Source organism: Micromonospora sp. WMMC273, assembly GCF_027460285.1.
Lineage (GTDB): Bacteria > Actinomycetota > Actinomycetes > Mycobacteriales > Micromonosporaceae > Micromonospora > Micromonospora aurantiaca.
This window is the reverse complement of sequence record NZ_JAPZBE010000001.1, coordinates 4,688,930-4,711,026: the sequence shown is the minus strand read 5'-3', so window position 1 is coordinate 4,711,026 and position 22,097 is coordinate 4,688,930. Positions and strand designations below refer to the sequence as shown.

Here is a 22,097-nt window from a genome sequence, read left to right as displayed (position 1 = left end):
CCCCCACCCGCACCCGCACCGCACCCGCACGCCCGCGCCCACCCACCCGGCCCGCCTCGGCCCGACGATCATGAAGTTGGCGGCACATTCGGAGATCGACTTCGCCGCTAACTTCATGATCAACGGGGCGGGTGCAGGGCGGGTGCGGGGCTGGTGCGGGGCGAGGGCGGGTGGGGTTTGGGTGGGTTTGGGGTGGGTGGGGTGGCCCCGGGTGTGGGGCGTGGTGGGCGCTGCGTCAGGATGAGACCGATACGCAGGCACAGCCGAGGAGCTCACGATCGCCAGAAAGCCTCAACCCGAGGGCGGCCAGGCCCCTGTCGTCCAGCGGGTCCGTATCCGGTACGCCAAGCGTGGGCCGTTGCGGTTCACCTCGCACCGGGACTTCGCCCGGGCCTTCGAGCGCGCGCTGCGCCGGGCCGGCGTGCCGATCGCCTTCTCCCAGGGGTTCACCCCGCACCCGAAGATCTCGTACGCCTCGGCCGCCCCGACGGGGGTGGCGAGTGAGGCCGAGTACCTGGAGATCGGGCTCCGTGAGCCGGTCGACCCGGCGAAGCTGCGCGAAGCCCTCGACGGCGCCCTGTCGCCCGGACTCGACGTGCTCGACGCGGTGGAGGCCACCGGTGGCAGCCTGGCCGACCGGATCGAGGCGTCGTACTGGCGCATCGAGTTGCCCGAGGTCGACCCGAAGGTGCTCGCGCAGGCGGTGGCGGCCTTCACCGCCGCCGACGAGATCCAGGTCGAGCGGATGACCAAGCAGGGACGGCGTACGTTCGATGCCCGGGCAGCAGTGGTATCCATCGATGTGATGGCTCCGGCTGAGACGCCTTCCGGGGCGGCGGCCGTACCGTGTGCGATACTCGAACTGGTCGTGCGGCAGGTCACCCCGTCCGTTCGGCCCGATGACGTCCTGTCCGGCCTCCGCGCGGTGGCCGCCCTGGAGCCGCCGGTCACCCCGAAGGTGATCCGGGTGGCGCAGGGCACGCTGACCGCGCAGGGCGAGATCGTCGATCCGTTGGAAGCGGATCGCGACGGGGCAACCATCGGAGAGCGCTGACCGTCGGTCAACGCTCTGGCAGGCAGACTTCGGCGGTCGCGCGTTTGCGCGCCCGGCGGAAACACCTTTGCGGCAACCCTGCGTGGCAGCGCTCACCCGCGCCCGGGGCGGCCAGAACTGGAGAACGTCCATGCTCGAGAACGAGCCCGAGGGCGGCGAACGGACCGGCGCAGAGCCGACCGGGACGACCGCCGACAGTGCCGCCACCGCCTCCGGCAGCGCCGCGAGCGCGACCCCGGCCGGCGCCGAGGGAGCCACCACGGAAGGCACCGTGGAGGGCGTCGCCGAGACCAAGCCGCCGGCCCGTAAGCGGGCCAGCCGCCGCAAGGCCGCTCCGCTGAACCAGCCGGAGCAGACCGACGCGCCGGTCGAGGCGTCCACCGCGGTGACCGGCAGCGGCGAGTCGCCGCAGGCCGAGGTGTTCGCACCGATCGCCGGTGAGTTGGACACCGCGCCCAAGACCACCCGGCGGCGTCGTAAGGCGACGCCGGCGAAGGCGGTCGAGGAGCCGGTGGCCGCAGCCGGGGTGGAGGCCGCCTCGGAGGAGGTCGTGCCGCCGGTCAAGGTGACCCGGACCCGTCGCCGCAAGGCCACGCCGGCTGCCGAGACCGTCGCCCCGGACGAGGCCGCCGCCGCGGGGCAGATGCCCGCGGACGGCATGATCGACGGGCCGGTGTCCGCGCCCGGTGGCGATCTGATCGCTGAGGGACGCGCCGACATCGACGGCGGCGAAGCCACCGCCCCGGGCGGGACCGCCACCGAAGAGAGCGCCGCCGGGACCGGCGGGCGGGCCCGTACCCGCCGGCGCGCCGCCACCGAGACCACCGCCGCCGGCGACAAGACCACCAGCGGGAGCAGGGCCGCCGCCGGTACGGCGAGCACCGGCGCCGCCGAGAGCACCGTCGAGGACGTCGAGGACGAGGACGCCGAGAGCGGGACCGTCGAGGACGCGGGCGCCGCTGCCGCGCGTACCCAGGAGGTCGACCTGGCCCGCAGCGGCGGCCCGGCGGACGCGACGGGCGCCGTGTCGACGGGCGCCGCCGTGCCGCGCGTGGCCGAGGAGCCGGCCGAGACGCCGCCGCCCACCAGCCGCCGCCGTCGTGCCGCGCTCTCCGCGCCGACCGTCCTGTTCATGGCGCCGCAGCCCGACGAGGCGCCCGCCGTCCAGGTGACGTACCCGGCGGCGGAGGAGCCGATCGAGGAAGCGGTCGAGACCGGCCGGCGCCGCCGTCGCGGCCGCCGTGAGGTCGAGCCGGTCGAGGCCGAGGTCGAGCCGGAGGTCGCCGAGGAGGAGTCCGCCGCCGAGGCCGAGGAGGCCGTCGAGGGGGACGAGGACGACGAGACGGCCGCGGGCCGGCGTCGCCGTCGCCGGGGCCGCCGGGGTCGTGGCCGGGGCAAGGGCGGCGCGGACGAGGCAGACGACGAGGACGGCGAGGAGCCCGTCGCGGCCGAGACCGCCGAGGGCGAGGCCGAGGAGCCCGCGGAGGACGAGGAGGCCGAGGGCGAGGGGATGACCCGTCGCCGTCGCCGTCGTCGCCGCCGGGGAGCCGGGGAGGCGGACACCGCCGCCGAGGACGGTGTGCCGACCGTCGTCAAGATCCGTGAGCCGCGCAAGCCGGTCGACGAGGTGCAGGGTGTCTCCGGTTCGACCCGGCTGGAGGCCAAGCGGCAGCGGCGGCGGGACGGCCGCGAGCAGCGGCGTACCCGGCCGCCGATCCTGAGCGAGTCGGAGTTCCTGGCCCGCCGCGAGGCGGTGGACCGGGTGATGGTGGTCCGCCAGCGCGGCGACCGCACCCAGATCGCCGTGCTCGAGGACGGCGTGCTCGTGGAGCACTACGTCACGCGGAACTCGTCCGGCACCATGGCCGGCAACGTCTATCTGGGCAAGGTCCAGAATGTCCTGCCGAGCATGGAGGCGGCCTTCGTCGACATCGGGCGCGGGCGCAACGCGGTCCTGTACGCCGGTGAGGTCAACTGGGACGCCACCGGCCTGGAGGGCCGGGCCCGCTCGATCGAGCAGGCGCTGCGCTCCGGCGACTCGGTGCTGGTGCAGGTGACGAAGGACCCGATCGGGCACAAGGGCGCGCGGCTGACCAGCCACATCGCGCTCTCCGGCCGGCACCTGGTCTACGTGCCGAACGGCAACGCCTCCGGGATCAGCCGCAAGCTGCCCGACACCGAGCGCAAGCGGCTGCGGGACGTGCTGAAGAAGCTGGTGCCGGACGGCGCCGGGGTGATCGTCCGGACCGCAGCCGAGGGCGCCAGCGAGGACGAGCTGGCGCGTGACGTCAAGCGGCTCCAGGCGCAGTGGGAGGACATCCAGGCCAAGGCGACCGAGGGCGGCGCCCCGGTGCTGCTCTATGAGGAGCCTGACCTGGTCATCCGCGTGGTCCGGGACCTCTTCAACGAGGACTTCCGCGAGCTGGTCATCGAGGGCGAGCCGGCGTACGACCTGGTCGAGTCGTACCTGTCGCACGTGTCGCCGGACCTGGTGGCGCGGCTGCGTCGGCACGCCGGGGTGGCGGACGTGTTCGCCGAGTACCGGATCGACGAGCAGATCCTCAAGGGGCTGGACCGGAAGGTCTTCCTCCCGTCGGGCGGCTCGCTGGTGATCGACCGCACCGAGGCGATGACTGTCGTCGACGTCAACACCGGCAAGTACACCGGCTCCGGGGGCAACCTGGAGGAGACGGTCACCCGCAACAACCTGGAGGCGGCCGAGGAGATCGTGCGCCAGCTGCGGCTGCGTGACCTCGGCGGCATCGTGGTGATCGACTTCATCGACATGGTCCTGGAGTCGAACCGGGAGCTGGTGCTGCGCCGGCTCACCGAGTGCCTCGGCCGGGACCGTACGAAGCACCAGGTCACCGAGATCACCTCGCTCGGCCTGGTGCAGATGACCCGTAAGCGCATCGGCGCGGGCCTGCTGGAGGCGTTCAGCGAGACCTGCGAGTGCTGCAAGGGCCGGGGCGTGATCATCCACACCGAGCCGGTGCCGGAGAAGCCGCGAGGCGGGGCGGGGGAGAAGGTCAAGGCGGTCGCCTCGGCTGTCACCGCGCCGGCCGAGGAGAAGAGCGGCCGGCGCCGGGGCCGCAAGGCCGCCGCGGACAAGCCCGCCGGGGAGGCCGCGCCGGAGGCCGCAGCCGCGCAACCGCCGGCCGCCGAGGCGCCTGCCGCACCGGCCGCCCCGGAGCGGACCGTCGCCGAGGTGGTCGAGACCGACGACGACTACTACGACACCCAGGGCTACGACCTGTCCCGGTTCGAGACGGACACACCGGCCGCGCCGGCGGTCGCGGACAGCCAGGAGGGCGACTCGGCCCGGCTGGCCGCCGCCGACGACCCGGACGCGATCGGTGACGGCGACAACGACGACGACAGCGGCGCCCCGCGCCGGCGGGCGCGCCGTGGTGGCGCCCGGCGGCGTACCCGGCCGTGAGGCTCTGACCTGCTCGAACAGGACCCCTGAATCCGGACGCTATGGGTGGATTCAGGGGTTCTGTCGTGTCCGCCGGCCACCGGGAGGACGCGGACCGCGGGCCCGGTTTGGGGGCCGGGCCGGGTATGGCGTACGCTTGCCTGCGGCGCACTTTGGTGTGCCGAGTTCCCGCGTGCCCGCGCTGCCGGTGTCACGGCTCCCGGCGAGACGCCGTGGGAACGACCGCGAACGGTGTGACAGCCGACTGCGGTGGAATAGACGCCAGTAGCCTCAACGACAGGGAGTCCGCCTCCGATGTACGCGATCGTCAAGACCGGCGGCAAGCAGTACAAGGTCGCCGAGGGCGACGTGATCGAGGTCGAGAAGCTCGCCGGTGCCCCCGGCGACGCGGTGAAGCTCACCGCGGTGCTCCTCGTCGACGGTGACGACCTGGTGACCGACGCGGCGAAGCTCGCGAAGGTCGCGGTGTCCGGCGAGATCGCCGCGCACACCAAGGGCCCGAAGATCCGGATCCACAAGTTCAAGAACAAGACCGGCTACCACAAGCGCCAGGGTCACCGCCAGCCGCTGACCCAGGTCAAGGTGACCGGCATCTCCAGCGGGAAGTAGGTCGTCCTCCAATGGCTCACAAAAAGGGTGCGTCCAGCTCGCGTAACGGCCGTGACTCCGCGGCCCAGCGACTCGGCGTGAAGCGCTTCGGTGGTCAGGTCGTCAGCGCGGGTGAGATCCTCATCCGTCAGCGTGGCACCAAGTTCCACCCCGGTGACCTGGTCGGCCGTGGCGGCGACGACACGCTGTTCGCGCTGGCCGCCGGTTCGGTGCAGTTCGGCACCAAGCGCGGTCGCAAGACCGTCAGCATCGTGCCGCAGCAGTAGTTCTCCTGCGAAGCGGGCCGCGGACCTCGAGTCCCGGCCCGCTTCGCTTTTCCCCGTGCGGGGCGGACCCCGCTGGAAGGATTGGCGTCGTGACGACGTTCGTTGACCGGGTCGTCCTGCACATGCAGGCCGGCGACGGCGGGCACGGCTGTGTCTCGATCCACCGGGAGAAGTTCAAGCCGTTCGGCGGGCCGGACGGCGGCAACGGCGGCCACGGCGGCAGCGTGTCGCTGGTGGTCGACGCGCAGGTCACCACGCTGCTCGACTTCCACTTCCGGCCGCACCTGAAGGCCGAGAACGGCAAGGGCGGCGCCGGCTCGAACCGGGACGGCGCCAACGGCCGCGACCTGCTCATCAAGGTGCCGAACGGCACCGTCGTGCAGAGCCTCGACGGCGAGGTGCTGGCCGACCTGGTCGGCGTCGGCACCACGTTCGAGGCGGCTCGAGGCGGCCGGGGCGGGCGCGGCAACGCCTCACTGGCGAACGCCCGCCGCAAGGCGCCCGGCTTCGCCGAGCTGGGTGAGCCCGGCGACCGGCTCGACGTCGTGCTGGAGCTCAAGAGCGTCGCCGACGTGGGCCTGGTCGGCTTCCCCTCGGCCGGCAAGTCGTCGCTGATCTCGGTGATCTCCGCGGCCAAGCCGAAGATCGCCGACTACCCGTTCACCACGCTGGTGCCGAACCTGGGCGTGGTCCGGGTCGACAACCACACCTTCACCGTCGCCGACGTACCGGGCCTGATCCCTGGTGCGGCCAGCGGCAAGGGCCTGGGCCTGGAGTTCCTCCGCCACGTCGAGCGCTGCGCCGTGCTGGTGCACGTGATCGACACCGCGACGCTGGAGCCCGGCCGCGACCCGCTCGCCGACATCGACGCCATCGAGTCCGAGCTGTCCCAGTACGGCGGCCTGGCCGACCGGCCCCGGCTGGTCGCGCTCAACAAGGTCGACGTGCCGGACGGCAAGGACCTCGCCGACATCGTCCGCCCCGACCTGGAGGCGCGCGGCCTGCGCGTCTTCGACGTCTCGACCGCCACCCGCGAGGGCCTGCGCGAGCTGATGTACGCGATGGCGGAGCTGGTCGACCAGGGCCGCCGCGCCGCCCCGCCCGCCGAACCGACCCGGATCGTGATCCGCCCGAAGGCGGTCGACGACGCCGGCTTCACCATCGAGGCCGAGCCGGACGGCTCGTACACGGTGCGCGGCAGCCGGCCGGAGCGCTGGGTCAAGCAGACCAACTTCGACAACGACGAGGCAGTGGGCTACCTGGCCGACCGGCTGGCCCGCCTCGGCGTCGAGGAGAAGCTCGCCAAGGCCGGCGCGCAGGCCGGTGACCTGGTGCGCATCGGTGACCGGGAGTTCGACTGGCAGCCGACGCTCTACGCCGGTGTCGACTTCGTGCCCGGCAACCGGGGCACCGACGTGCGGCTGGAGGAGAAGTCGAACCGGCCGTCGGCGTCCGACCGGCTGGCGGCCCGCAAGGCCCGCCGGGTCCGGCCGGAGGACGAGGTCGAGGCCGCGCCTGCGGCGGAAGCGGACGCCGAGTAGCCGTTTCCGGGCCGGTGGCGGGAAACGTGCGCGAAATCCGGCCGATCTAGCGTACGGGCATGTTGATCGAGTCCCGTCCCGCCACCGATCCGGAGATCGCCGCGCTCGTCGTCGCCCAGCAGCGTGAACTGCGCGACGCGGACGGCGGGCTGGACGGGCAGGTCACGGTCGTGCACACCGACATCCACTACCTGGCCGCCGTGGTGGGCGGCCGGGCGGTCGGCTGCGGTGGGCTCCAGGCGCTCGACGCCGAGACCGGCGAGCTGAAGCGGATGTACGTGCGTCCGGCGTACCGGGGGCGGGGCATCGCCCGGCAGTTGCTGGTTGCGCTGGAGGAACTGGCGTTCCGGCACGGGCACCGCACGGTGTGCCTGGAGACGGGCACCTACCTGCCGGCCGCGATCGCGCTCTACCGATCAAGCGGTTACGAGCCGATCCCGGTGTACGGCGAGTACGTGGACAACCCGTACAGCGTCTGCTTCGCCAAGCGGCTGCCGGTGGCGGCCTGATCGGCGGCCTGACGCTCAGGCGCTGGTCTGCGCGTGCGGCGCGGTGACCGGCTTCGACTCCGGGCTGGCGTGCTGGCGCAGCACGACGCTGAGCAGGATCAGCACGCCGACGGCGAGGAACTCGCTCTGCCAGTTCTGCATCGACTGGAACCAGAAGTCGCTGGTGCCGAGGAACTGCCACGCGCTGATCGGGGCGGCGCCGCTCTCCAGCGTCTGCTCCTGGTTGTAGGCGGCCACGCCACCGAACAGGTGCCCCAGGAACGCGCCCCCGAAGATCATCAGGAGTGCGATGGCGAGACTGTTCCGGTAGACCACGAGCGGCAGCCCGCCGACGCGTACCGGCCACGGCGAGTCGGGGCCGGCGTGGTCGCGGTTGTCCTCCGGCCGGTCCGTCTGGTCCTCCGGCTTCGACTCGGCCGAGCCCTTCTGCACCAGGTACGCGGTGAGCAGCACGTAGCCGCCCATCTGGAGGAACTCCGACTCCCAGTTCTCGAACACCGCCTCGGCGAAGTGCCCGGTGCCGAGGTAGGCCCACCAGCTCAGCGGCTCGGCGCCGTACCGGCTCAGTTCCTCGTTGTGCACCTGCCAGCCGAAGACGCTCTGCAGCAGCAGGAAGACCAGGAACGCGCCGAGCATGGCGACCGAGAGCATGTTGTCGCGCAACCACCGTGGCATCGCCGGACCTCCTCGACCCGTTCGCGGTGGTCCTCCTGCCCGGCGACGGCCCGCGGCAAACGCCCGCTCGGCGTGTCGCGCCTGGTCAGGGGCGGTCGAAGGGTGCCTCCACCCGGGTGCCGGTGCCGAGGCTGTTGTTGAGCAGCAGGCCGGCGGCGAGCATGCCGAAACCGAGGACCAGGTGCAGCCAGTTGTCGGCGTCGTTCACCGGCACGAAGTTGGCAGCGGTGTCCCGGTCGATGGCGAACCCGTACAGCCACAGCACCAGGTAGAGCGCGCCGCCACCGGCCAGGAAGACCCGTGCCCCGGCCAGTCGCCGGGCCATCACCAGACCGACCAGCCCGAACAGCAGGTGCACCAGGTTGTGCAGCACCGACACCTGGAACACCCCGAGCAGCTTCGCCTCGGAGTGGTGCCCGGCGAACGTCAGCTCGCCGTAGTGCGTGGTGATGCCGGGAATGAAACCGAGCACGCCGATGAGCGCGAACAGGGCCGCCGCCGCGAGGGCGACCTTCTGCACCGCAGGCCGGGCGGTCGCGTGTTCGCGCAGGTCACGTGCCATCCCTGTCACCCCCGTGGAACTCGCCGCCGCCCGGGCGGGCGCGCACCCCATTGTCTGACCGGGGTGGGGCGCTCCCGCAGAGAATTCACGAATCAGGCATGGAGCCGTCGACCTGGGGTAGGGCGATTGTCACGCGGAAACAAATCCGCGTACCCCCCGAAGACACCCGCTGGGAACCACGAGCGGAAGGGACACCATGACTCAGGATCTTTCCCCCAGTTCGGCCACGTACCAGTCGACGAACGGTGGTGGTGGCGTACGTGACCAGGCCCGCCAGGTCGGCTCCGACGCCGCGAACGCGGGCGGCGCCGTGGCGCAGACCGCCAAGGAGCAGGGCCGGGAGGTGGTGGGCGAGGCCAAGCGGCAGGCCCGCGACCTCTACGGCGAGACCCGCAGCCAGGTCACCGCGCAGGCCGGTCAGCAGCAGCAGCGCGCCGCCAGCGGACTGCGCTCGCTCGCCGACGAGATGCGCACCATGGCGCAGCAGGGCGGCGGCTCCGGCCCGGTCACCGAGCTGGCCCACCAGGCGGCCGAGCGGGTGCACGGCGTGGCCGGCTGGCTGGAGCAGCGCGAGCCGGGCGACCTCCTCCACGAGGTGAAGAGCTACGCCCGCCGCAACCCGGGCACGTTCCTCGTCGGCGCGGCGTTGCTCGGCGTGGTCGCCGGACGGCTCACCCGCAACATCACCGCGCTCGGCGACGACAGCGCGGCGCGGCCGGCGTACGACCCGGACCGCACCGCCGTCATCCCGACCGCGCGTGAGATGCCGGACCAGGTGCCGCCGGGCGGCTACCTCGACCCGACGCCGGGCAGCTACGCCGAGCCGGACCCGGGCTACTCCGCGCCGGGCGCGACCTACCCGACCGGCGGCGCCCCGAACACCTGGGCCGACCCGGCAGGCGGCACCGGTCAGCCGCTGCCGCCGCCGGAGCGCACCGACCCGCTGCCGGGTGTCCCGTCGACCGGCGCTCCCCGCCCGTGACCGGCCGCACCGGCAGAAGGGAGGCGACGGCATGACCGTACCCACGCAGGACCCCGGCTATCAGGCGGCGGGTGCCCCGCCCCACGCCGACGAGGTGCGCGGCAGCTCGCTCGGCGACCTGATGCGTCAGGTCACCACTGACCTGTCCACGCTGATGCGCCAGGAGGTCGAGCTCGCAAAGGCGGAGATCCGCCAGGAGGGCAAGAAGGCGGGCAAGGCCGCCGGACTGTTCGGCGGCGCCGGCTTCGGCGGCTACATGGTGGCGCTCTTCGTCTCGATCGCGATCTGGCAGTTCCTCGACAACGTCATGGACTCCGGGCTGGCCGCGCTGATCGTGGCCGTCATCTGGGCCGCTGTCGCGGCGGTCCTGTACTCGATGGGCAAGAAGAACGCCGAGCGGATCCGCGGCCTGAAGCAGACGAACGACAGCGTGCAGCGCATCCCCGACGCGCTCAAGCCGCACCCGGAGGGAGTGACCCGATGAGCACCGATCCCGAGCAGATCCGCCGCGAGATCGAAGCCACCCGCAACAACCTCAGCTCGGACGTGGACGCCCTGGCGTACAAGGTCAGCCCGAGCCGCATCGTCGACGACCGCAAGCAGCGCGTCCGCAGCGCGCTGACGAACGTGAAGGACAAGGTGATGGGAACCGCATCGGATCTCGGCCACGGCACCGGCCACGCCGCCCACTCGGTGGGCGACCACGCCTCCTCGATGGCGTCCACGGTGGGCGACAAGGCGCAGTCCGCCGCCGCCACGGTGAGCGACGCCGCGCACCGGGCGCCGCAGGTGGTGCGGCGCAAGTCCGAGGGCAACCCGATCGCCGCCGGCGTGATCGCCTTCGGTGTCGGCATGCTGGTCTCCTCGCTGATCCCGGCCACCCGCCGCGAGCAGCAGGTCGCCGCGCAGGTCAAGGAGAAGGCCGCCGAGCACGGCGGGGTGGTGAAGGAGAAGCTGGGCGAGTTCGCCGGTGAGCTGAAGGACGAGCTGCGCGAACCGGCGCAGCACGCCGCCGAGTCGGTGAAGGCCACCGCGCAGGACGCCGCGCACACGGTCAAGGACGACGGCCGCGCCGCCGCCCAGGACGTCCGGCACAGCGCCGAGCAGGTGCGGTCCTGAAGGTCCGCGCCTCCCGTTAGGAAGGGCCCCTTTTCACCGCCCAGGCGATGAAAAGGGGCCCTTCCTTACACCTCGGCGCGCAACGGTGGTGGGGGCACCGCCCCGGTCTCCACCCAGAGCACCAGGTCGTCGGGGCGGCGCCGGGTCATCCGTCGGCGGAGAACCCGTGTGGAGTTGGCCGCCGTCCGCACCTGGGCGCCCGCGTAGGGCACCCCGCCGCGCAGCCGCCGGCCCACCGCCAGCCAGGCGCACAGCCCGCGTTCCAGCACCCAGGCGGGCGCGGCCAGGCTCGTGTGCGCCGGGAAGACCCGGGTGCCGCCGGCCCGCCGCCGGCCCAGCTCCGCCACTGCGACGGTCGCCAGCCCGGCCCGCAGCAGCAGCCCGGGCCGGCGGGTGGCGAGCGCGACAGCCGTCGCCGGCAGCACCGCCAGCGCGGCCAGCAGCCACACCGGCCGGGCCGTCTCGTCGTACGCCTGGCGGACGCGCTGCCCGAGGAAGTGCCCGACGGTGGGCGGCAGTCGTCGCACGTACAGCCACGCCGGGGTGGCGGTGCTGCCGCCGTACGCGCGCACGGTGCGGACCAGTTCCAGGTTCTCGAAGAGCACGTCGGGGTCGTAGCCGCCCATCGCCAGGAACGTGCTCCGCCGCACCGCGAGCGTGCCCGGCCAGTCCCCGCCGAACACGCGGGCCAGCAGCGTCCGGCCGGTGTCCCACCAGGCGTGCCAGGGCAGCGGTTCGAAGTGGTTCTGCGGCCGGACCAGGTCCATCCCGTCCAGCAGCTGGTGCACCGCGCACAGGGCCGCCCGGTCGTACCGCACGTCGTCGTCGGCGATCACCACGTGCTCGTGCCGGGCCAGCGCGACGCCGGTGAGCACGCCGAGCACCTTGCCGTTGCGCCCGCGCAGCGCCGGGTCCGGCGGTACGTGCCGGACCAGCCCACGCCAGGCGTCGGCGTGCCGGGCGAACAGATCCGGCGCCGATCCGTCCACCACCACCACGTCGACCCAGCGGCTCAGCTCGCGCAGGTACCCGGTCAGCTCGTCCAGGCCCTCGCCGTCGCGGGCGCGCAGCGGCAGGACGTACGCCATCGGCAGCCGGACCGGCGCGGACGCGGCGCCCTCGTCGTGCGGGTGTGCGGCGGCAGGTCGGTTCACGTCGCCTCCCCCTCGTGTCGGGTCACGCGACTTGCCCGGAATGCGGCTGCTGAAACCGTTTCGGGCGGGCTGTGTCGGGTAGCGCAGCCGGATACGGACGGTCCGAGTCGGAGGGAGACGTGATGCCCAGCAACGCGACGAGATGGACGCTGGCCGGCGCTGCCGCGGTGGCCGCGCTCGGAGTCACCCGGACGGTGGCCCGTCGGCGGCACCGGCACCAACCCGACCGGGAGGACGGCTGGTACGTGGTGCGCCGCGGGATCACCGTGAACCGGCCGGTGGACGAGGTGATCGGGTTCTGGACCGACCGGGAACGGCTCGACCGGGGGCTGGCCGAGTGGGCCACGCTGGAGCAGCTCGACGCGAACCGGTGGCGCTGTGTGGCGGCCGACCCGGCCGGCGGCGGCACCGAGTGGCGGGCCGAGATCACCGTCGACGGACCGGGCCGGTTGAGCTGGCGGGTCACCGACGGGCCGGTCGCCCAGCGCGGCCGGGTCGAACTGGCCGCCGCCCCGCAGGACCGGGGCACCGAGATCCGGGCCGAGCTGCGGTGGCGTTCCGGGCCGATCCGGCGGGCGGTCGGCCTCGTCGGCGGCAGCGACCCGGACCTGGGACTGCGCACGGCGCTGCGCCGGATCAAGTCGCTGGTCGAGACCGGCCAGGTGCTCGACACCCGGCACGACCCGTCCGGGCGCAGCCCGCGCCAGGAACGGGCGACGGACAAGGTACGCGAGAAGCTGATGGCGGGAGGACGACCGTGAGGGCGTTGTGCTGGGAGGGCGTCGGCAAGCTGGCCGTGCGGGACGTGCCGGAGCCGACCATCAGGTCCGGCGGCGACATCATCGTCAAGGTGCGCGCGAGCAGCGTCTGCGGCTCCGACCTGCACCTGATCAACGGTTACCTGCCGGCGATGCGCGAGGGTGACATCCTCGGCCACGAGTTCATGGGCGAGGTGGTCGAGACCGGCCCGGACGTGCGCCGGATCTCCGTCGGCGACCGTGTCGTGGTCGGATCCGTGGTGGCCTGCGGCTCGTGCTGGTACTGCCGCACCGAGCAGTTCTCGCTGTGCGACAACTCCAACCCGCAGCCGGTCTTCACCGAAAAGCTGTGGGGCCACTCGCCCGCGGGCATCCTCGGCTACTCGCACGCCGCCGGCGGCTACGCGGGCAGTCACGCCGAGTACATCCGGGTGCCGTTCGGCGACGTCGGCGCGTTCACCGTGCCGGACGGGGTGCCGGACGACTCGGTGGTGTTCGCCTCCGACGCGATGCCGACCGGCTGGATGGCCGCCGACTTCTGCAACCTCAAGGGCGGCGAGGTGGTGGCGGTCTGGGGTGCCGGTGGCGTCGGCCAGATGGCGGCCCGGTCCGCGCAGATCCTCGGCGCCGAGCGGGTCGTGGTCATCGACCGGCTGCCGGAGCGGCTCGCCACCGCGTCGCAGCGCCTCGGCGTGGAGACGATCAACTACGCCGAGACCGACGTGCTGGAGGCGCTGCGGGAGATGACCGCCGGGCGCGGCCCGGACGCCTGCATCGAGGCCGTCGGCATGGAGTCGCACGACGTCGGCCCGGTCTACGCGTACGACAAGGCCAAGCAGACGGTACGCGCACAGACCGACCGCCCCACCTCGGTCCGGCAGGCGATCATGGCGGCCCGCAAGGGCGGCACGGTGAGCATCGTCGGCGTGTACGGCGGTCTGGTGGACAAGTTCCCGCTCGGCGCGGCCATGAACAAGGCCCTGGTGCTGCGGATGGGGCAGATGCACGCCCAGCGCTACATCCCGATGCTGCTGGACCGGGTAGCGGCCGGCGAGATCGACCCCGGCTACCTGGCCACCCACCCGATGTCGCTGGAGCAGGGCGCCCGGGGTTACGAGATCTTCGAGAAGAAGGAGGACGGCTGCCTGCGTACCGTGCTGCACCCGCAGGCCGCCTGACCGTGCCAGGGGTGCGCCCGGTTCAGCGCAGCGGGCGTACCCCACCGGCCGGGCGTGCGCCGTCGGCCGGGCGTACCCCGTCGAGCACCAGGCCGCCGGGCGGCAACGCCGGCATGGCGCCGAGGTCGAGCGCCAGGTCCTGCGGCGGTACGCGGTAGCTCATCGCGCCGGTCAGGTTCGTCACCGCCCGTTTCATCAGCTCGATCGTGATCCACTCACCGGCGCAGCGGTGGCCGGTGAAGTGGTCGCCGCCGCCCTGCGGGACCAGGCCGAACGGGTCGTCGCGCCAGCCCACGAAGCGCTCCGGGCGGAACCGTTCCGGCTCCGGCCACACGTCGGGGTGGTGATTGGTGCCGTACAGGTCGAGCAGCACCCGCCGGCCCTGCGGGAACGCGTACCCGCGCCACTGGAACGAGCGGCGGACCCGGGCCGCGGCGACCGGGAAGAACGGGTAGTAGCGGCGTACCTCCTGCACGAACTGCTCGGTCGCGGCGTCATCGCCCGGTAGCCGGTCCCGCCAGTGCGGGTGGTCGTGCAGCGCCAGCGCGGCGAAGACCACGTACCGGTCCACCGCGACGGTGGGGCGCAGCACGTTCAGCAGCTCCACAGCGGCGATCCGGCGCGGCAGCGGCAGCCCTCGTTCGTCCCGGTGCCCGGCCACCACCGCCAGTGCGCTGCCCTCCGGGGCGGATACCGCGCCCGCGCGTACCCGCTCGATCAGCTCGCCGGCCCAGCGTTGCGCGTGCCGGCGGCCGCGCCGTCCGCGCCAGTGCCGGGGGCCCACCGCGGCCGGCGCCTCGATCATGGCGTGCATCTCGGCGGTGCGGCGCGGCACGTCTGCCTCGGCCAGCGGAACCCCGGCCCAGGCCCAGACCGTACGGGTCAGGATCCGGCCCACCTCGTCGTAGAGCACCACCGGGCCGTCCTGCGCCCAGACCGGGATCCGGGCCTGCCACTGCTCGTCGAAGATCTCCCCGAGGCGGCGGATCGCGGCCGGCGTCATGATCGACATGAACATCGCCTTGCGGACCTGGTGGGCCTGCCCGTCGAGGCCCTGCACGCCGCCGACGCCGGTGAGCGTGCGCTGCCCGCGCATCGGCATGGCGCCGCGCCGGACGAACCGCTCCTCGTCGTAGAACAGCTCGGCTGCTTCCCGGCCGCGCAGGCAGATCGTCGGCTCCAACAGCAGCCGGGTCTGGAAGACGTCGCTGCCGAGGCGGTCGCAGCGGGAGCCGACGAAGCGGTAGCCCTCCCGGAGGAACGCCAGCGTGCTGTCCGGGCTCCGGTCGCTCGGCATGGTGCTCATCTCGGCTGCTCCTGACGCGGTTCGGCGGCGCTGCCTACCTACCCGGGCCGACGCGGCCGAACCCTCCATTCCAGCAGCTCCGGCCCCCTGGGGGAGGGGCCGGCCACGCGGGCGGGCGCTGGCCCCTCCCCGGGCCCGGAAAAGCTGGTTGGCTCGGGTTCGCGGACCGGCGGCGACCGGCCCGCCGCCCGCCGGCGCGACGTCCGGGGGCGTCATCGACGACGGGGGAGGGTACCGATGCGTGACGACAGGGCGGCACGACGGCACCGCGAGGCACCGGCCCGGCTGCGCGGCGACGGCCGCGACGGGCCGCTGATCGGCACGCCCCGGCGCGCCGCCGCCCGCCCGCCGCGCTACTTCACCGTGCACCTGGGCTTCGCCGCCGACGATCCGGCGGTCGCGCGCGAGCACGCCGTGGCGTACGCCGAAGCGCTCGGCCTGCTCCGCCCGGAGCTGGCGCTCGCCGCGGCGGCGCTGTCCCCGGCGGACGCCTGGCACCGCGCCGAGCGGCTGTTCTGCGACGCCGCCGGGCCCGACGGCGAGCGCTGCGCCGACGTGGCCGGTCACCCCGGCTTCCACCACGCGCCCGGCCCGGGCGGGCTCGGCTGGGGCGACGGTGACTGAGGTGCGCTCAGTCCAGGTCGAACTCGCCGTCCTGGGCGCCCGCGACGAACGCGTCCCATTCGGCCTGGGTGAAGACCAGCACCGGCCCGTCCGGCTCGGCGGAGTTGCGCATACCGATCAGGTCGTCGACGAAGGCCACTTCGACCGCTCCCTCGGAGGTGTCGCCCTCAGCCCGCTGCCAAACCGCCCGGGAGAGGTCGAAATCGCCCTTGGGGTGCTGACCCATCGCTGCTCCTCCATCGCCATGCGTAACGAGGCGGCCCGAGCGGACCACATCGGGCAGGATAAGCGGATGCCGAGCCTCACCCGTGCAGAGGCGACCGCGCGCCGCGCGTCGATCACCGTCGAGTCCTACGATGTGGACCTCGACCTGACCGGCGACGCCGAGCGGTTCCGCTCCGCCGTCACCATCCGGTTCCGGGCCACCCCCGACGCCGAGACCTTCGTCGACGTCAAGCCGCGCCGACTCCTCGCCGCCCGCCTCAACGGCAACGACCTCGACCCGGCCCTGCTCGCCGGCGACCGGCTGCCGCTGACCGGCCTGGCCGAGGACAACACGCTCACCGTCGAGGCCGAGATGGCCTACTCCAACACCGGCGAGGGGCTGCACCGTTTCGTCGACCCGGCCGACGGCGAGACCTACCTCTACGCGCTGTCCTTCCTGGACGACGGGCCGCGCATCTTCGCCGCGTTCGACCAGCCCGACCTGAAGGCCCCGGTGACGCTGACCGTCACCGCGCCGCCGGAGTGGACCGTCGCCGCCAACGGGCCGCTCGCCGACCGGCCCGCACCGGGGCGCTGGGAGTTCGCCACCACCGAGCCGCTGGCCACCTACTTCGTCTCGCTGATCGCCGGGCCCTGGCACGTGCTGCGCGCCGAACACGACGGCATCCCGCTCGGCCTCTACTGCCGGCGTTCGCTCGCCGAGCACCTGGACGCCGACGCCGAGGAGATCCTCACCGTCACCCGGCAGTGCCTCGACCGCTTCCACGAGCTGTTCGCCGAGCGCTACCCGTTCGGCAAGTACGACCAGGCGTTCGTGCCCGAGTTCAACGCCGGCGCGATGGAGAACCCGGGCCTGGTCACGATCCGCGACGACTACGTCTATCGCTCAGCGGTCACCGACACCCAGCGGGAGCTGCGCGCCACCACCATCGCCCACGAGATGGCGCACATGTGGTTCGGTGACCTGGTCACCATGAGCTGGTGGGACGACCTGTGGCTCAACGAGTCCTTCGCCGAATACCTGGGCACCCGGGTCACCGCCGAGGCGACCCGGTTCGACCGGGCGTGGACCACGTTCGCGAGCCACCGCAAGGCCTGGGGCTACACCGCCGACCAGCGTCCCTCCACCCACCCGGTGGCGCCGGAGGAGGTGGCAGACGCCGCACAGGCGCTGCTGAACTTCGACGGCATCTCGTACGCCAAGGGCGCCAGCGTGCTGCGCCAGCTCGTCGCCTGGCTCGGTGACGAGGCGTTCCTGGCCGGGCTGAACGCGCACTTCGCCGCGCACCGGTTCGGCAACGCGACGCTCGCCGACCTGCTGGCCGCCCTGGGTACGGCGAGCGGCCGCGACCTGGACGGCTGGGCGGAACGCTGGCTGCGCCGCGCGCAGGTGAACACGCTGCGGGTCGACACCGCCGTGGACGCCGACGGGCGGTGGACCGACGTGGCGATCGTGCAGACCGCCCCGGCGAGCCACCCGGTGCTGCGGCCGCACCGCATCGGTGTGGCCCACCACACCGCGGACGGCCCGGCGTACCGGTTCGAGGTCGACCTCGACCCCGACGCCGACGGCGGCCGGACGCCGCTGCCCGAGCTGGTCGGACGGCCCGCCACCGGGCTCGTGCTGCCGAACGCCGGTGACCTGACGTTCGCGAAGATCCGCCTCGACCCGGCCTCGGCGGACGCGGTGCCGCTGCTGCTGCCGGGGCTCGACGACTCGCTGGCCCGGGCGCTGCTCTGGGCCGAGACGCTTGACGCGGTCACCGACGGCGAACGGCCGGCCGGCGCGCTCGCCGGGCTGATCGCGGCGGCGCTGTCCGCCGAGACCGAGGTGACGATCGTCGAGGACGTGCTGCTGCTCAGCCGCCGGCTGATCGACCGCTACCTCGACCCGCTCGCCCGGGCCGCGGCGCTGGTGCGGGTGGCGACCGCATGTGGGGCGCTGCTCGACTCGGCGCCCGCGGGTGGCTCCCTGCAACTGGCGGCGGCGCGGGGTCTGATCGGCGCGACAACCGACACCGCCATGCTGACCGGCTGGCTCGCCGGCAAGGACGTGCCGCCGGGTCTGGCGGTCGACGCCGACCTGCGCTGGGCGGTGCTGCGCCGACTCGTGGTGCTCGGGGCCGCCGGTGCGCCGGAGATCGACGCCGAGGCCGACGCCGACCGCAGCGCCACCGGCGCCGAGCAGGCTGCCGCGTGCCGGGCCGCGTTGCCCGACGTCGACGCGAAGCGGGCCGCGTGGGAGATCGTCACGCGCAGCACCGAGCTGTCGAACCGGCTGGTCGAGGCGACCGCCGAGGGCTTCTGGCAGCCCGAGCAGGCCGAGCTGACCGCCGGGTACGTGGAGCGCTACTTCACCGACATGCCGGCGGCGGCGCGGCTGCGTACCGCGTGGGTGGCCGACGCGGTCACAGTGGCCGCGTACCCCCGCTACGCCGTGTCGCAACCCACCCGGGAGATGGCCGCGGCGCTGCTGGCCCGCGACGACCTCACGCCCGGCCTGCGGCGATGGGTGACGGACCTGGACGACGACATGCGCCGGGCGCTGGTGGCCCGGACGGCGGTGGCCGCCGCGTCGGCCTGACCGGGGCACGCCGGGCGGGGCCCACCCGCCCGGCGTGGCCGACCCCGCCCGAGCCCGCCCGCCGCGCGGCCTACGATCGCGGGGTGGAGGAAGACATCCGGCGGGTCGGCATCATGGGCGGCACGTTCGACCCGATCCACCACGGGCACCTGGTGGCGGCGAGTGAGGTGGCCGACCGGTTCGGTCTGGACGAGGTCGTGTTCGTGCCGACCGGGCAACCGTGGCAGAAGGCGGAGGAAGCTGTCACCCCGGCCGAGGACCGCTACCTCATGACGGTGATCGCCACCGCCTCCAACCCGCGCTTCCAGGTGAGCCGGGTCGACATCGACCGGGGCGGTCCCACCTACACCGTCGACACGCTGCGCGACCTGCACGCCGAGTACGGCCCGAAGGCCCAGCTGTTCTTCATCACCGGCGCGGACGCCCTGGAACGCATCCTCTCCTGGAAGGACCTGGACGAAGCGCTCGAACTGGCCCACTTCATCGGCGTGACCCGGCCCGGTTTCGAACTCACCGACAAGCACCTGCCGGCCGACTCGGTGAGCCTCGTGCAGGTGCCCGCGATGGCGATCTCCTCGACCGACTGCCGCGCGCGGGTCGCCCGGGGAGAGCCGGTGTGGTACCTGGTGCCCGACGGTGTGGTGCAGTACATCGCGAAGCGGCGTCTTTACCAGCGGTGATTCGCCCCTGTGTGTCCCGGTTCATGCCTGAAATCGACCAGAACTGACAAGTCGCCGCACCGCCGGGTGTGAGACGCTTGGAGGGTCGCACGGTTGATCGAAGGAGAACGGTGACAGTTTCCGAACGCGCGCACGAGCTGGCGATGGCCGCCGCCCAGGCCGCGGCCGACAAGAAGGCACAGGACATCGTCATCATCGACGTGGGCGACCAGCTCGCGATCACCGACGCGTTCCTGCTGGCCGCCGCTCCGAACGAGCGTCAGGTCCTCGCCATCGTCGACGCCATCGAGGAGCGCCTGCTGGAGCTGCCGGAGAAGGCCAAGCCGGTGCGCCGCGAGGGCGAGCGGGGTGGCCGCTGGGTGCTGCTCGACTACGTCGACATCGTGGTCCACGTCCAGCACACCGAGGAGCGCGAGTTCTACGCCCTCGACCGGCTCTGGAAGGACTGCCCGCAGATTCCCTTCGAGGACCGCGACCTGGCCGACTCGGCCGCCGGCACCGCCACCGCCGAATGACCCGCCTGATCGTCTGGCGGCACGGCAACACCGACTGGAACGCCGGAAGCCGCGTCCAGGGCCAGACCGACGTGCCGCTCAACGACCTCGGCCGGGAGCAGGCACGTGCCGCCGCGCCGGTGCTCGCCGCGCTGCGCCCGGACGCGATCGTCGCCAGCGACCTGCGCCGGGCCGCCGACACCGCCGCCGCGCTCGCGGCGCTGACCGGGCTACCGGTCCGCTCCGACGCCCGGCTGCGCGAACGGCACTTCGGCCAGTGGCAGGGCCTCACCCTGACCGAGGCGGCCGAGCGGTTCCCCGACGAGTACGCCCGCTGGCGGGCCGGCGACCCCGACCCCGGCGCCGGCATCGAGCCCCTGGGCGACCTGGGCGCCCGGCTCGGCGCCGGGTTCCAGGACGCCGCAGGCCTCGCCGTCGGCGGCACCGTCGTGGTGACCACGCACGGTGGCGGCGCCCGGCAGGGCGTCGGGCACCTGCTCGGCTGGGACCACACGGTGCTGCGCAGCCTCGGCTCGCTGGCGAACTGCCACTGGACCGAACTGCGCCACGACGACGTGCGGGGCTGGCACCTGCGCGCGCACAACGTCGGCCTGATCACCCAGCCGGCGCTCACCGACGCGGTCTGACACCTCCGGCCCCGGCACGTCACAGCGCCATCGGCTAGCGTGCCGGTCATGCCCGTCGCGGTCGTCACCGACTCCACCGCCTACCTGCCCCCCGACCTGATCCGCGCACGCGGCCTCACAGTCGTCCCGCTCACAGTCGTGCTCAACGGCGCGGAAGGACTGGAGGGCGTCGAGACCTCCCCGGCCGACGCCACCCGCGCGCTGAGCGGCCGGCGGGTCTCGGTGAGCACGTCCCGGCCCGCGCCCGAACAGTTCGCGCAGGTCTATCGCAGATTGCTCGCCGAGGGCGCCGACGGCGTGGTGTCGGTGCACCTGTCCGCCGAGCTGTCCGGCACCGTCGAGGCCGCCCGGCTGGCCGCCGCCGAGGTCGGCGACGACCGCGTCACGGTGGTCGACAGCCGATCCACAGGCATGGGCCTCGGCTTCCCGGCGCTCGCCGCCGCTGCGGCCGCCGCGCAGGGCGCCGACCTGACCGGGGTACGCGACGCGGCGCTGGACGCGGTCACCAGGACCACCATCTACTTCTACGTCGACACGCTGGAGTTCCTGCGCCGGGGCGGCCGGATCAACGCGGCCGAGGCGCTGCTCGGCACCGCCCTCTCGGTCAAGCCGATCATGCACATGCCGGACGGCGCGATCGTGGTGAAGGACAAGGTCCGCACCGCCAGCCGGGGCGTGGCACGCCTGGTCGACCTCGCCGTCGAGGCAGCAGGTGACGCCCAGGTGGACCTCGCCGTGCACCACCTCGCCGCGCCGCAACGCGCCGAGCAGTTGCTGACGGCGCTGACCGAGCGGCTGGGCGATCGCCTGCACGACACGTACGTCACCGAGGCCGGAGCCGTCGTCGCCGCGCACGCCGGGCCCGGGCTGGCATGCGTGGTGGTGCACCGCCGCACCCCATAGGGTGGCCGGATGAGCGCTCTGTCGTACGTCGTCACCGGCGGCGGGCGCGGCGTCGGACGGGCCGTCGTCGAACGGCTGGCCGCAGACGGCGGCACAGTGGTCGTGGTCGAGCGGGACACCAGCGCGCTGGACTGGCTGGCCCGCCACCCGCTCGCCGACCGGCTGCACGCCCTGACCGGCGACGCCGGTGACGAGGCGGTCACCGGCCGGGCCGCCGACCGCGCCGAGGCACACGCGCCACTGGCCGGCTGGGTCAACAACGCCGCCGTCTTCCGCGACGCCGACCTGCACCGCGCGCCCGCGAGCGAGGTCGTCGACCTGATCGCGCTGAACCTGCGCCCCGCCGTGGCCGGGGCCGCGACCGCCGTACGCCGGTTCCTGGCCGCACGCACCGGCGGCGCGATCGTCAACGTCTCATCCCACCAGGCCCGCCGGGCGGTGCCGGGGGCACTGCCGTACGCCACCGCCAAGGCCGCGCTGGAGGGGCTGACCCGGGCGCTCGCCGTCGACTACGGTCCGCGCGGGATCCGCGCCAACGCGGTCGCGCTCGGGTCCATCCACACCGAACGGCACGCCGCCTACCTGGCCGGACTCGACCCGGCCGGGGTGGAGCACGTCGACGCGGAGATGGCCCGGCTGCACCCGCTCGGCCGGATCGGGCGTACCGACGAGGTGGCCGAGGTGGTCGCGTTCCTGCTCTCCGACCGCGCCTCGTTCGTCAACGGCGCGACGGTGCCGGTCGACGGTGGGCGGGCCGCGCTCGGGCTGGACCCGGAGGCACGCTGAGC

Annotated in this window: 23 protein-coding genes; 18 read left to right on the top strand and 5 right to left on the bottom strand. The window is 73.5% G+C overall.

From position 1 onward, the window contains the following. Positions 1-334: 334 nt before the first annotated feature. The 6 genes from O7611_RS21745 (at position 335) to O7611_RS21720 (ending at position 7,418) form a co-directional block, all read left to right on the top strand. A complete protein-coding gene (locus O7611_RS21745) occupies positions 335-1,054 on the top strand; it encodes a TIGR03936 family radical SAM-associated protein (protein ID WP_269698145.1) in 720 nt (239 codons plus the stop codon). 130 nt (positions 1,055-1,184) lie between these two features. Further along, positions 1,185-4,493 carry an Rne/Rng family ribonuclease gene (locus O7611_RS21740; protein ID WP_194802376.1) on the top strand — a complete coding sequence of 1,103 codons (3,309 nt, stop codon included), beginning with the start codon at positions 1,185-1,187 and terminating at the stop codon, positions 4,491-4,493. A 294-nt stretch (positions 4,494-4,787) separates the two neighbouring features. Then, on the top strand, positions 4,788-5,102 hold the full coding sequence (rplU, locus tag O7611_RS21735) for a 50S ribosomal protein L21 (protein ID WP_018787289.1): 315 nt from the start codon (positions 4,788-4,790) through the stop codon (positions 5,100-5,102). An 11-nt stretch (positions 5,103-5,113) separates the two neighbouring features. Then, complete coding sequence (rpmA, locus tag O7611_RS21730) at positions 5,114-5,368, top strand: 50S ribosomal protein L27 (protein ID WP_013288010.1); 255 nt, start codon at positions 5,114-5,116, stop codon at positions 5,366-5,368. Positions 5,369-5,457: 89 nt separating this feature from the next. Continuing rightward, entirely contained in the window at positions 5,458-6,909 is a 1,452-nt protein-coding gene (gene obgE / locus O7611_RS21725) for a GTPase ObgE (RefSeq protein ID WP_194802375.1), read from the top strand. Between the two features lie 59 nt (positions 6,910-6,968). Further along, the gene (locus O7611_RS21720) at positions 6,969-7,418 is read left to right on the top strand and encodes a GNAT family N-acetyltransferase (RefSeq protein WP_194802374.1); all 450 of its coding nucleotides are present in this window, start codon (positions 6,969-6,971) and stop codon (positions 7,416-7,418) included. A 15-nt stretch (positions 7,419-7,433) separates the two neighbouring features. Here O7611_RS21720 and O7611_RS21715 read toward each other — a convergent pair whose 3' ends face one another. Both O7611_RS21715 and O7611_RS21710 read right to left on the bottom strand, forming a co-directional pair. Beyond that, on the bottom strand, positions 7,434-8,093 hold the full coding sequence (locus O7611_RS21715; RefSeq protein ID WP_194802373.1) for a DUF6766 family protein: 660 nt from the start codon (positions 8,091-8,093) through the stop codon (positions 7,434-7,436). An 85-nt stretch (positions 8,094-8,178) separates the two neighbouring features. Further along, entirely contained in the window at positions 8,179-8,643 is a 465-nt protein-coding gene (locus O7611_RS21710) for a DUF4383 domain-containing protein (RefSeq protein ID WP_194802400.1), read from the bottom strand. A gap of 208 nt (positions 8,644-8,851) precedes the next feature. On the opposite strand from O7611_RS21710, the gene O7611_RS21705 reads away from it, so the two are divergent. The 3 genes from O7611_RS21705 to O7611_RS21695 are packed head-to-tail and all read left to right on the top strand — an operon-like array spanning position 8,852 to position 10,756. Beyond that, a complete protein-coding gene (locus O7611_RS21705) occupies positions 8,852-9,637 on the top strand; it encodes a hypothetical protein (RefSeq protein WP_194802372.1) in 786 nt (261 codons plus the stop codon). Between the two features lie 31 nt (positions 9,638-9,668). Continuing rightward, a complete protein-coding gene (locus tag O7611_RS21700; protein WP_018787295.1) occupies positions 9,669-10,121 on the top strand; it encodes a phage holin family protein in 453 nt (150 codons plus the stop codon). Further along, positions 10,118-10,756: a DUF3618 domain-containing protein gene (locus O7611_RS21695; protein WP_194802371.1), complete on the top strand. Its 639-nt coding sequence runs from the start codon at positions 10,118-10,120 to the stop codon at positions 10,754-10,756. The genes O7611_RS21700 and O7611_RS21695 overlap by 4 nt, the downstream gene beginning before the upstream one ends. A gap of 65 nt (positions 10,757-10,821) precedes the next feature. On the opposite strand, the gene O7611_RS21690 is transcribed toward O7611_RS21695, so the two are convergent. After that, a complete protein-coding gene (locus O7611_RS21690; protein ID WP_269697488.1) occupies positions 10,822-11,910 on the bottom strand; it encodes a glycosyltransferase in 1,089 nt (362 codons plus the stop codon). 122 nt (positions 11,911-12,032) lie between these two features. Between O7611_RS21690 and O7611_RS21685 the strand changes: the two genes are divergently transcribed. Beyond that, positions 12,033-12,671: an SRPBCC family protein gene (locus O7611_RS21685; RefSeq protein WP_194802369.1), complete on the top strand. Its 639-nt coding sequence runs from the start codon at positions 12,033-12,035 to the stop codon at positions 12,669-12,671. Continuing rightward, entirely contained in the window at positions 12,668-13,846 is a 1,179-nt protein-coding gene (locus O7611_RS21680; RefSeq protein WP_269697487.1) for a zinc-dependent alcohol dehydrogenase, read from the top strand. Before O7611_RS21685 ends, O7611_RS21680 begins: the two co-directional genes overlap by 4 nt. Positions 13,847-13,868: 22 nt before the next feature. On the opposite strand, the gene O7611_RS21675 is transcribed toward O7611_RS21680, so the two are convergent. After that, positions 13,869-15,152 (bottom strand): cytochrome P450, encoded by a 1,284-nt coding sequence (locus tag O7611_RS21675; RefSeq protein WP_194802367.1) that lies wholly within the window; start codon positions 15,150-15,152, stop codon positions 13,869-13,871. A 237-nt stretch (positions 15,153-15,389) separates the two neighbouring features. Here O7611_RS21675 and O7611_RS21670 point away from each other — a divergent pair, with 237 nt between their 5' ends. Then, positions 15,390-15,776: a hypothetical protein gene (locus O7611_RS21670; RefSeq protein WP_194802366.1), complete on the top strand. Its 387-nt coding sequence runs from the start codon at positions 15,390-15,392 to the stop codon at positions 15,774-15,776. Between the two features lie 7 nt (positions 15,777-15,783). Here O7611_RS21670 and O7611_RS21665 read toward each other — a convergent pair whose 3' ends face one another. Next, a complete protein-coding gene (locus O7611_RS21665; RefSeq protein ID WP_013287999.1) occupies positions 15,784-16,002 on the bottom strand; it encodes a DUF397 domain-containing protein in 219 nt (72 codons plus the stop codon). Positions 16,003-16,068: 66 nt separating this feature from the next. Between O7611_RS21665 and pepN the strand changes: the two genes are divergently transcribed. The 6 genes from pepN to O7611_RS21635 all read left to right on the top strand — a co-directional run bounded on the left by pepN (position 16,069) and on the right by O7611_RS21635 (position 22,095). Next, positions 16,069-18,585: an aminopeptidase N gene (pepN, locus tag O7611_RS21660; RefSeq protein WP_194802365.1), complete on the top strand. Its 2,517-nt coding sequence runs from the start codon at positions 16,069-16,071 to the stop codon at positions 18,583-18,585. 83 nt (positions 18,586-18,668) lie between these two features. Further along, entirely contained in the window at positions 18,669-19,265 is a 597-nt protein-coding gene (gene nadD, locus O7611_RS21655; protein ID WP_013475510.1) for a nicotinate-nucleotide adenylyltransferase, read from the top strand. Between the two features lie 110 nt (positions 19,266-19,375). Beyond that, the gene (gene rsfS / locus O7611_RS21650; protein ID WP_194802364.1) at positions 19,376-19,780 is read left to right on the top strand and encodes a ribosome silencing factor; all 405 of its coding nucleotides are present in this window, start codon (positions 19,376-19,378) and stop codon (positions 19,778-19,780) included. After that, entirely contained in the window at positions 19,777-20,406 is a 630-nt protein-coding gene (locus O7611_RS21645; protein ID WP_194802363.1) for a histidine phosphatase family protein, read from the top strand. Before rsfS ends, O7611_RS21645 begins: the two co-directional genes overlap by 4 nt. A gap of 48 nt (positions 20,407-20,454) precedes the next feature. Then, complete coding sequence (locus tag O7611_RS21640; RefSeq protein WP_194802362.1) at positions 20,455-21,309, top strand: DegV family protein; 855 nt, start codon at positions 20,455-20,457, stop codon at positions 21,307-21,309. Positions 21,310-21,318: 9 nt separating this feature from the next. After that, entirely contained in the window at positions 21,319-22,095 is a 777-nt protein-coding gene (locus O7611_RS21635) for an SDR family NAD(P)-dependent oxidoreductase (protein WP_194802361.1), read from the top strand. Positions 22,096-22,097: the final 2 nt, after the last annotated feature.

Coding starts and splice junctions, on each gene's coding strand:
- O7611_RS21740 (WP_194802376.1), top strand. CDS start 1,185: ATGCTCGAGAACGAGCCCGAGGGCGGCGAACGGACCGGCGCAGAGCCG.
- rplU (WP_018787289.1), top strand. CDS start 4,788: ATGTACGCGATCGTCAAGACCGGCGGCAAGCAGTACAAGGTCGCCGAG.
- rpmA (WP_013288010.1), top strand. CDS start 5,114: ATGGCTCACAAAAAGGGTGCGTCCAGCTCGCGTAACGGCCGTGACTCC.
- O7611_RS21720 (WP_194802374.1), top strand. CDS start 6,969: ATGTTGATCGAGTCCCGTCCCGCCACCGATCCGGAGATCGCCGCGCTC.
- O7611_RS21715 (WP_194802373.1), bottom strand. CDS start 8,093: ATGCCACGGTGGTTGCGCGACAACATGCTCTCGGTCGCCATGCTCGGC.
- O7611_RS21705 (WP_194802372.1), top strand. CDS start 8,852: ATGACTCAGGATCTTTCCCCCAGTTCGGCCACGTACCAGTCGACGAAC.
- O7611_RS21700 (WP_018787295.1), top strand. CDS start 9,669: ATGACCGTACCCACGCAGGACCCCGGCTATCAGGCGGCGGGTGCCCCG.
- O7611_RS21695 (WP_194802371.1), top strand. CDS start 10,118: ATGAGCACCGATCCCGAGCAGATCCGCCGCGAGATCGAAGCCACCCGC.
- O7611_RS21685 (WP_194802369.1), top strand. CDS start 12,033: ATGCCCAGCAACGCGACGAGATGGACGCTGGCCGGCGCTGCCGCGGTG.
- O7611_RS21675 (WP_194802367.1), bottom strand. CDS start 15,152: ATGAGCACCATGCCGAGCGACCGGAGCCCGGACAGCACGCTGGCGTTC.
- O7611_RS21670 (WP_194802366.1), top strand. CDS start 15,390: ATGCGTGACGACAGGGCGGCACGACGGCACCGCGAGGCACCGGCCCGG.
- O7611_RS21665 (WP_013287999.1), bottom strand. CDS start 16,002: ATGGGTCAGCACCCCAAGGGCGATTTCGACCTCTCCCGGGCGGTTTGG.
- pepN (WP_194802365.1), top strand. CDS start 16,069: ATGCCGAGCCTCACCCGTGCAGAGGCGACCGCGCGCCGCGCGTCGATC.
- O7611_RS21645 (WP_194802363.1), top strand. CDS start 19,777: ATGACCCGCCTGATCGTCTGGCGGCACGGCAACACCGACTGGAACGCC.
- O7611_RS21640 (WP_194802362.1), top strand. CDS start 20,455: ATGCCCGTCGCGGTCGTCACCGACTCCACCGCCTACCTGCCCCCCGAC.
- O7611_RS21635 (WP_194802361.1), top strand. CDS start 21,319: ATGAGCGCTCTGTCGTACGTCGTCACCGGCGGCGGGCGCGGCGTCGGA.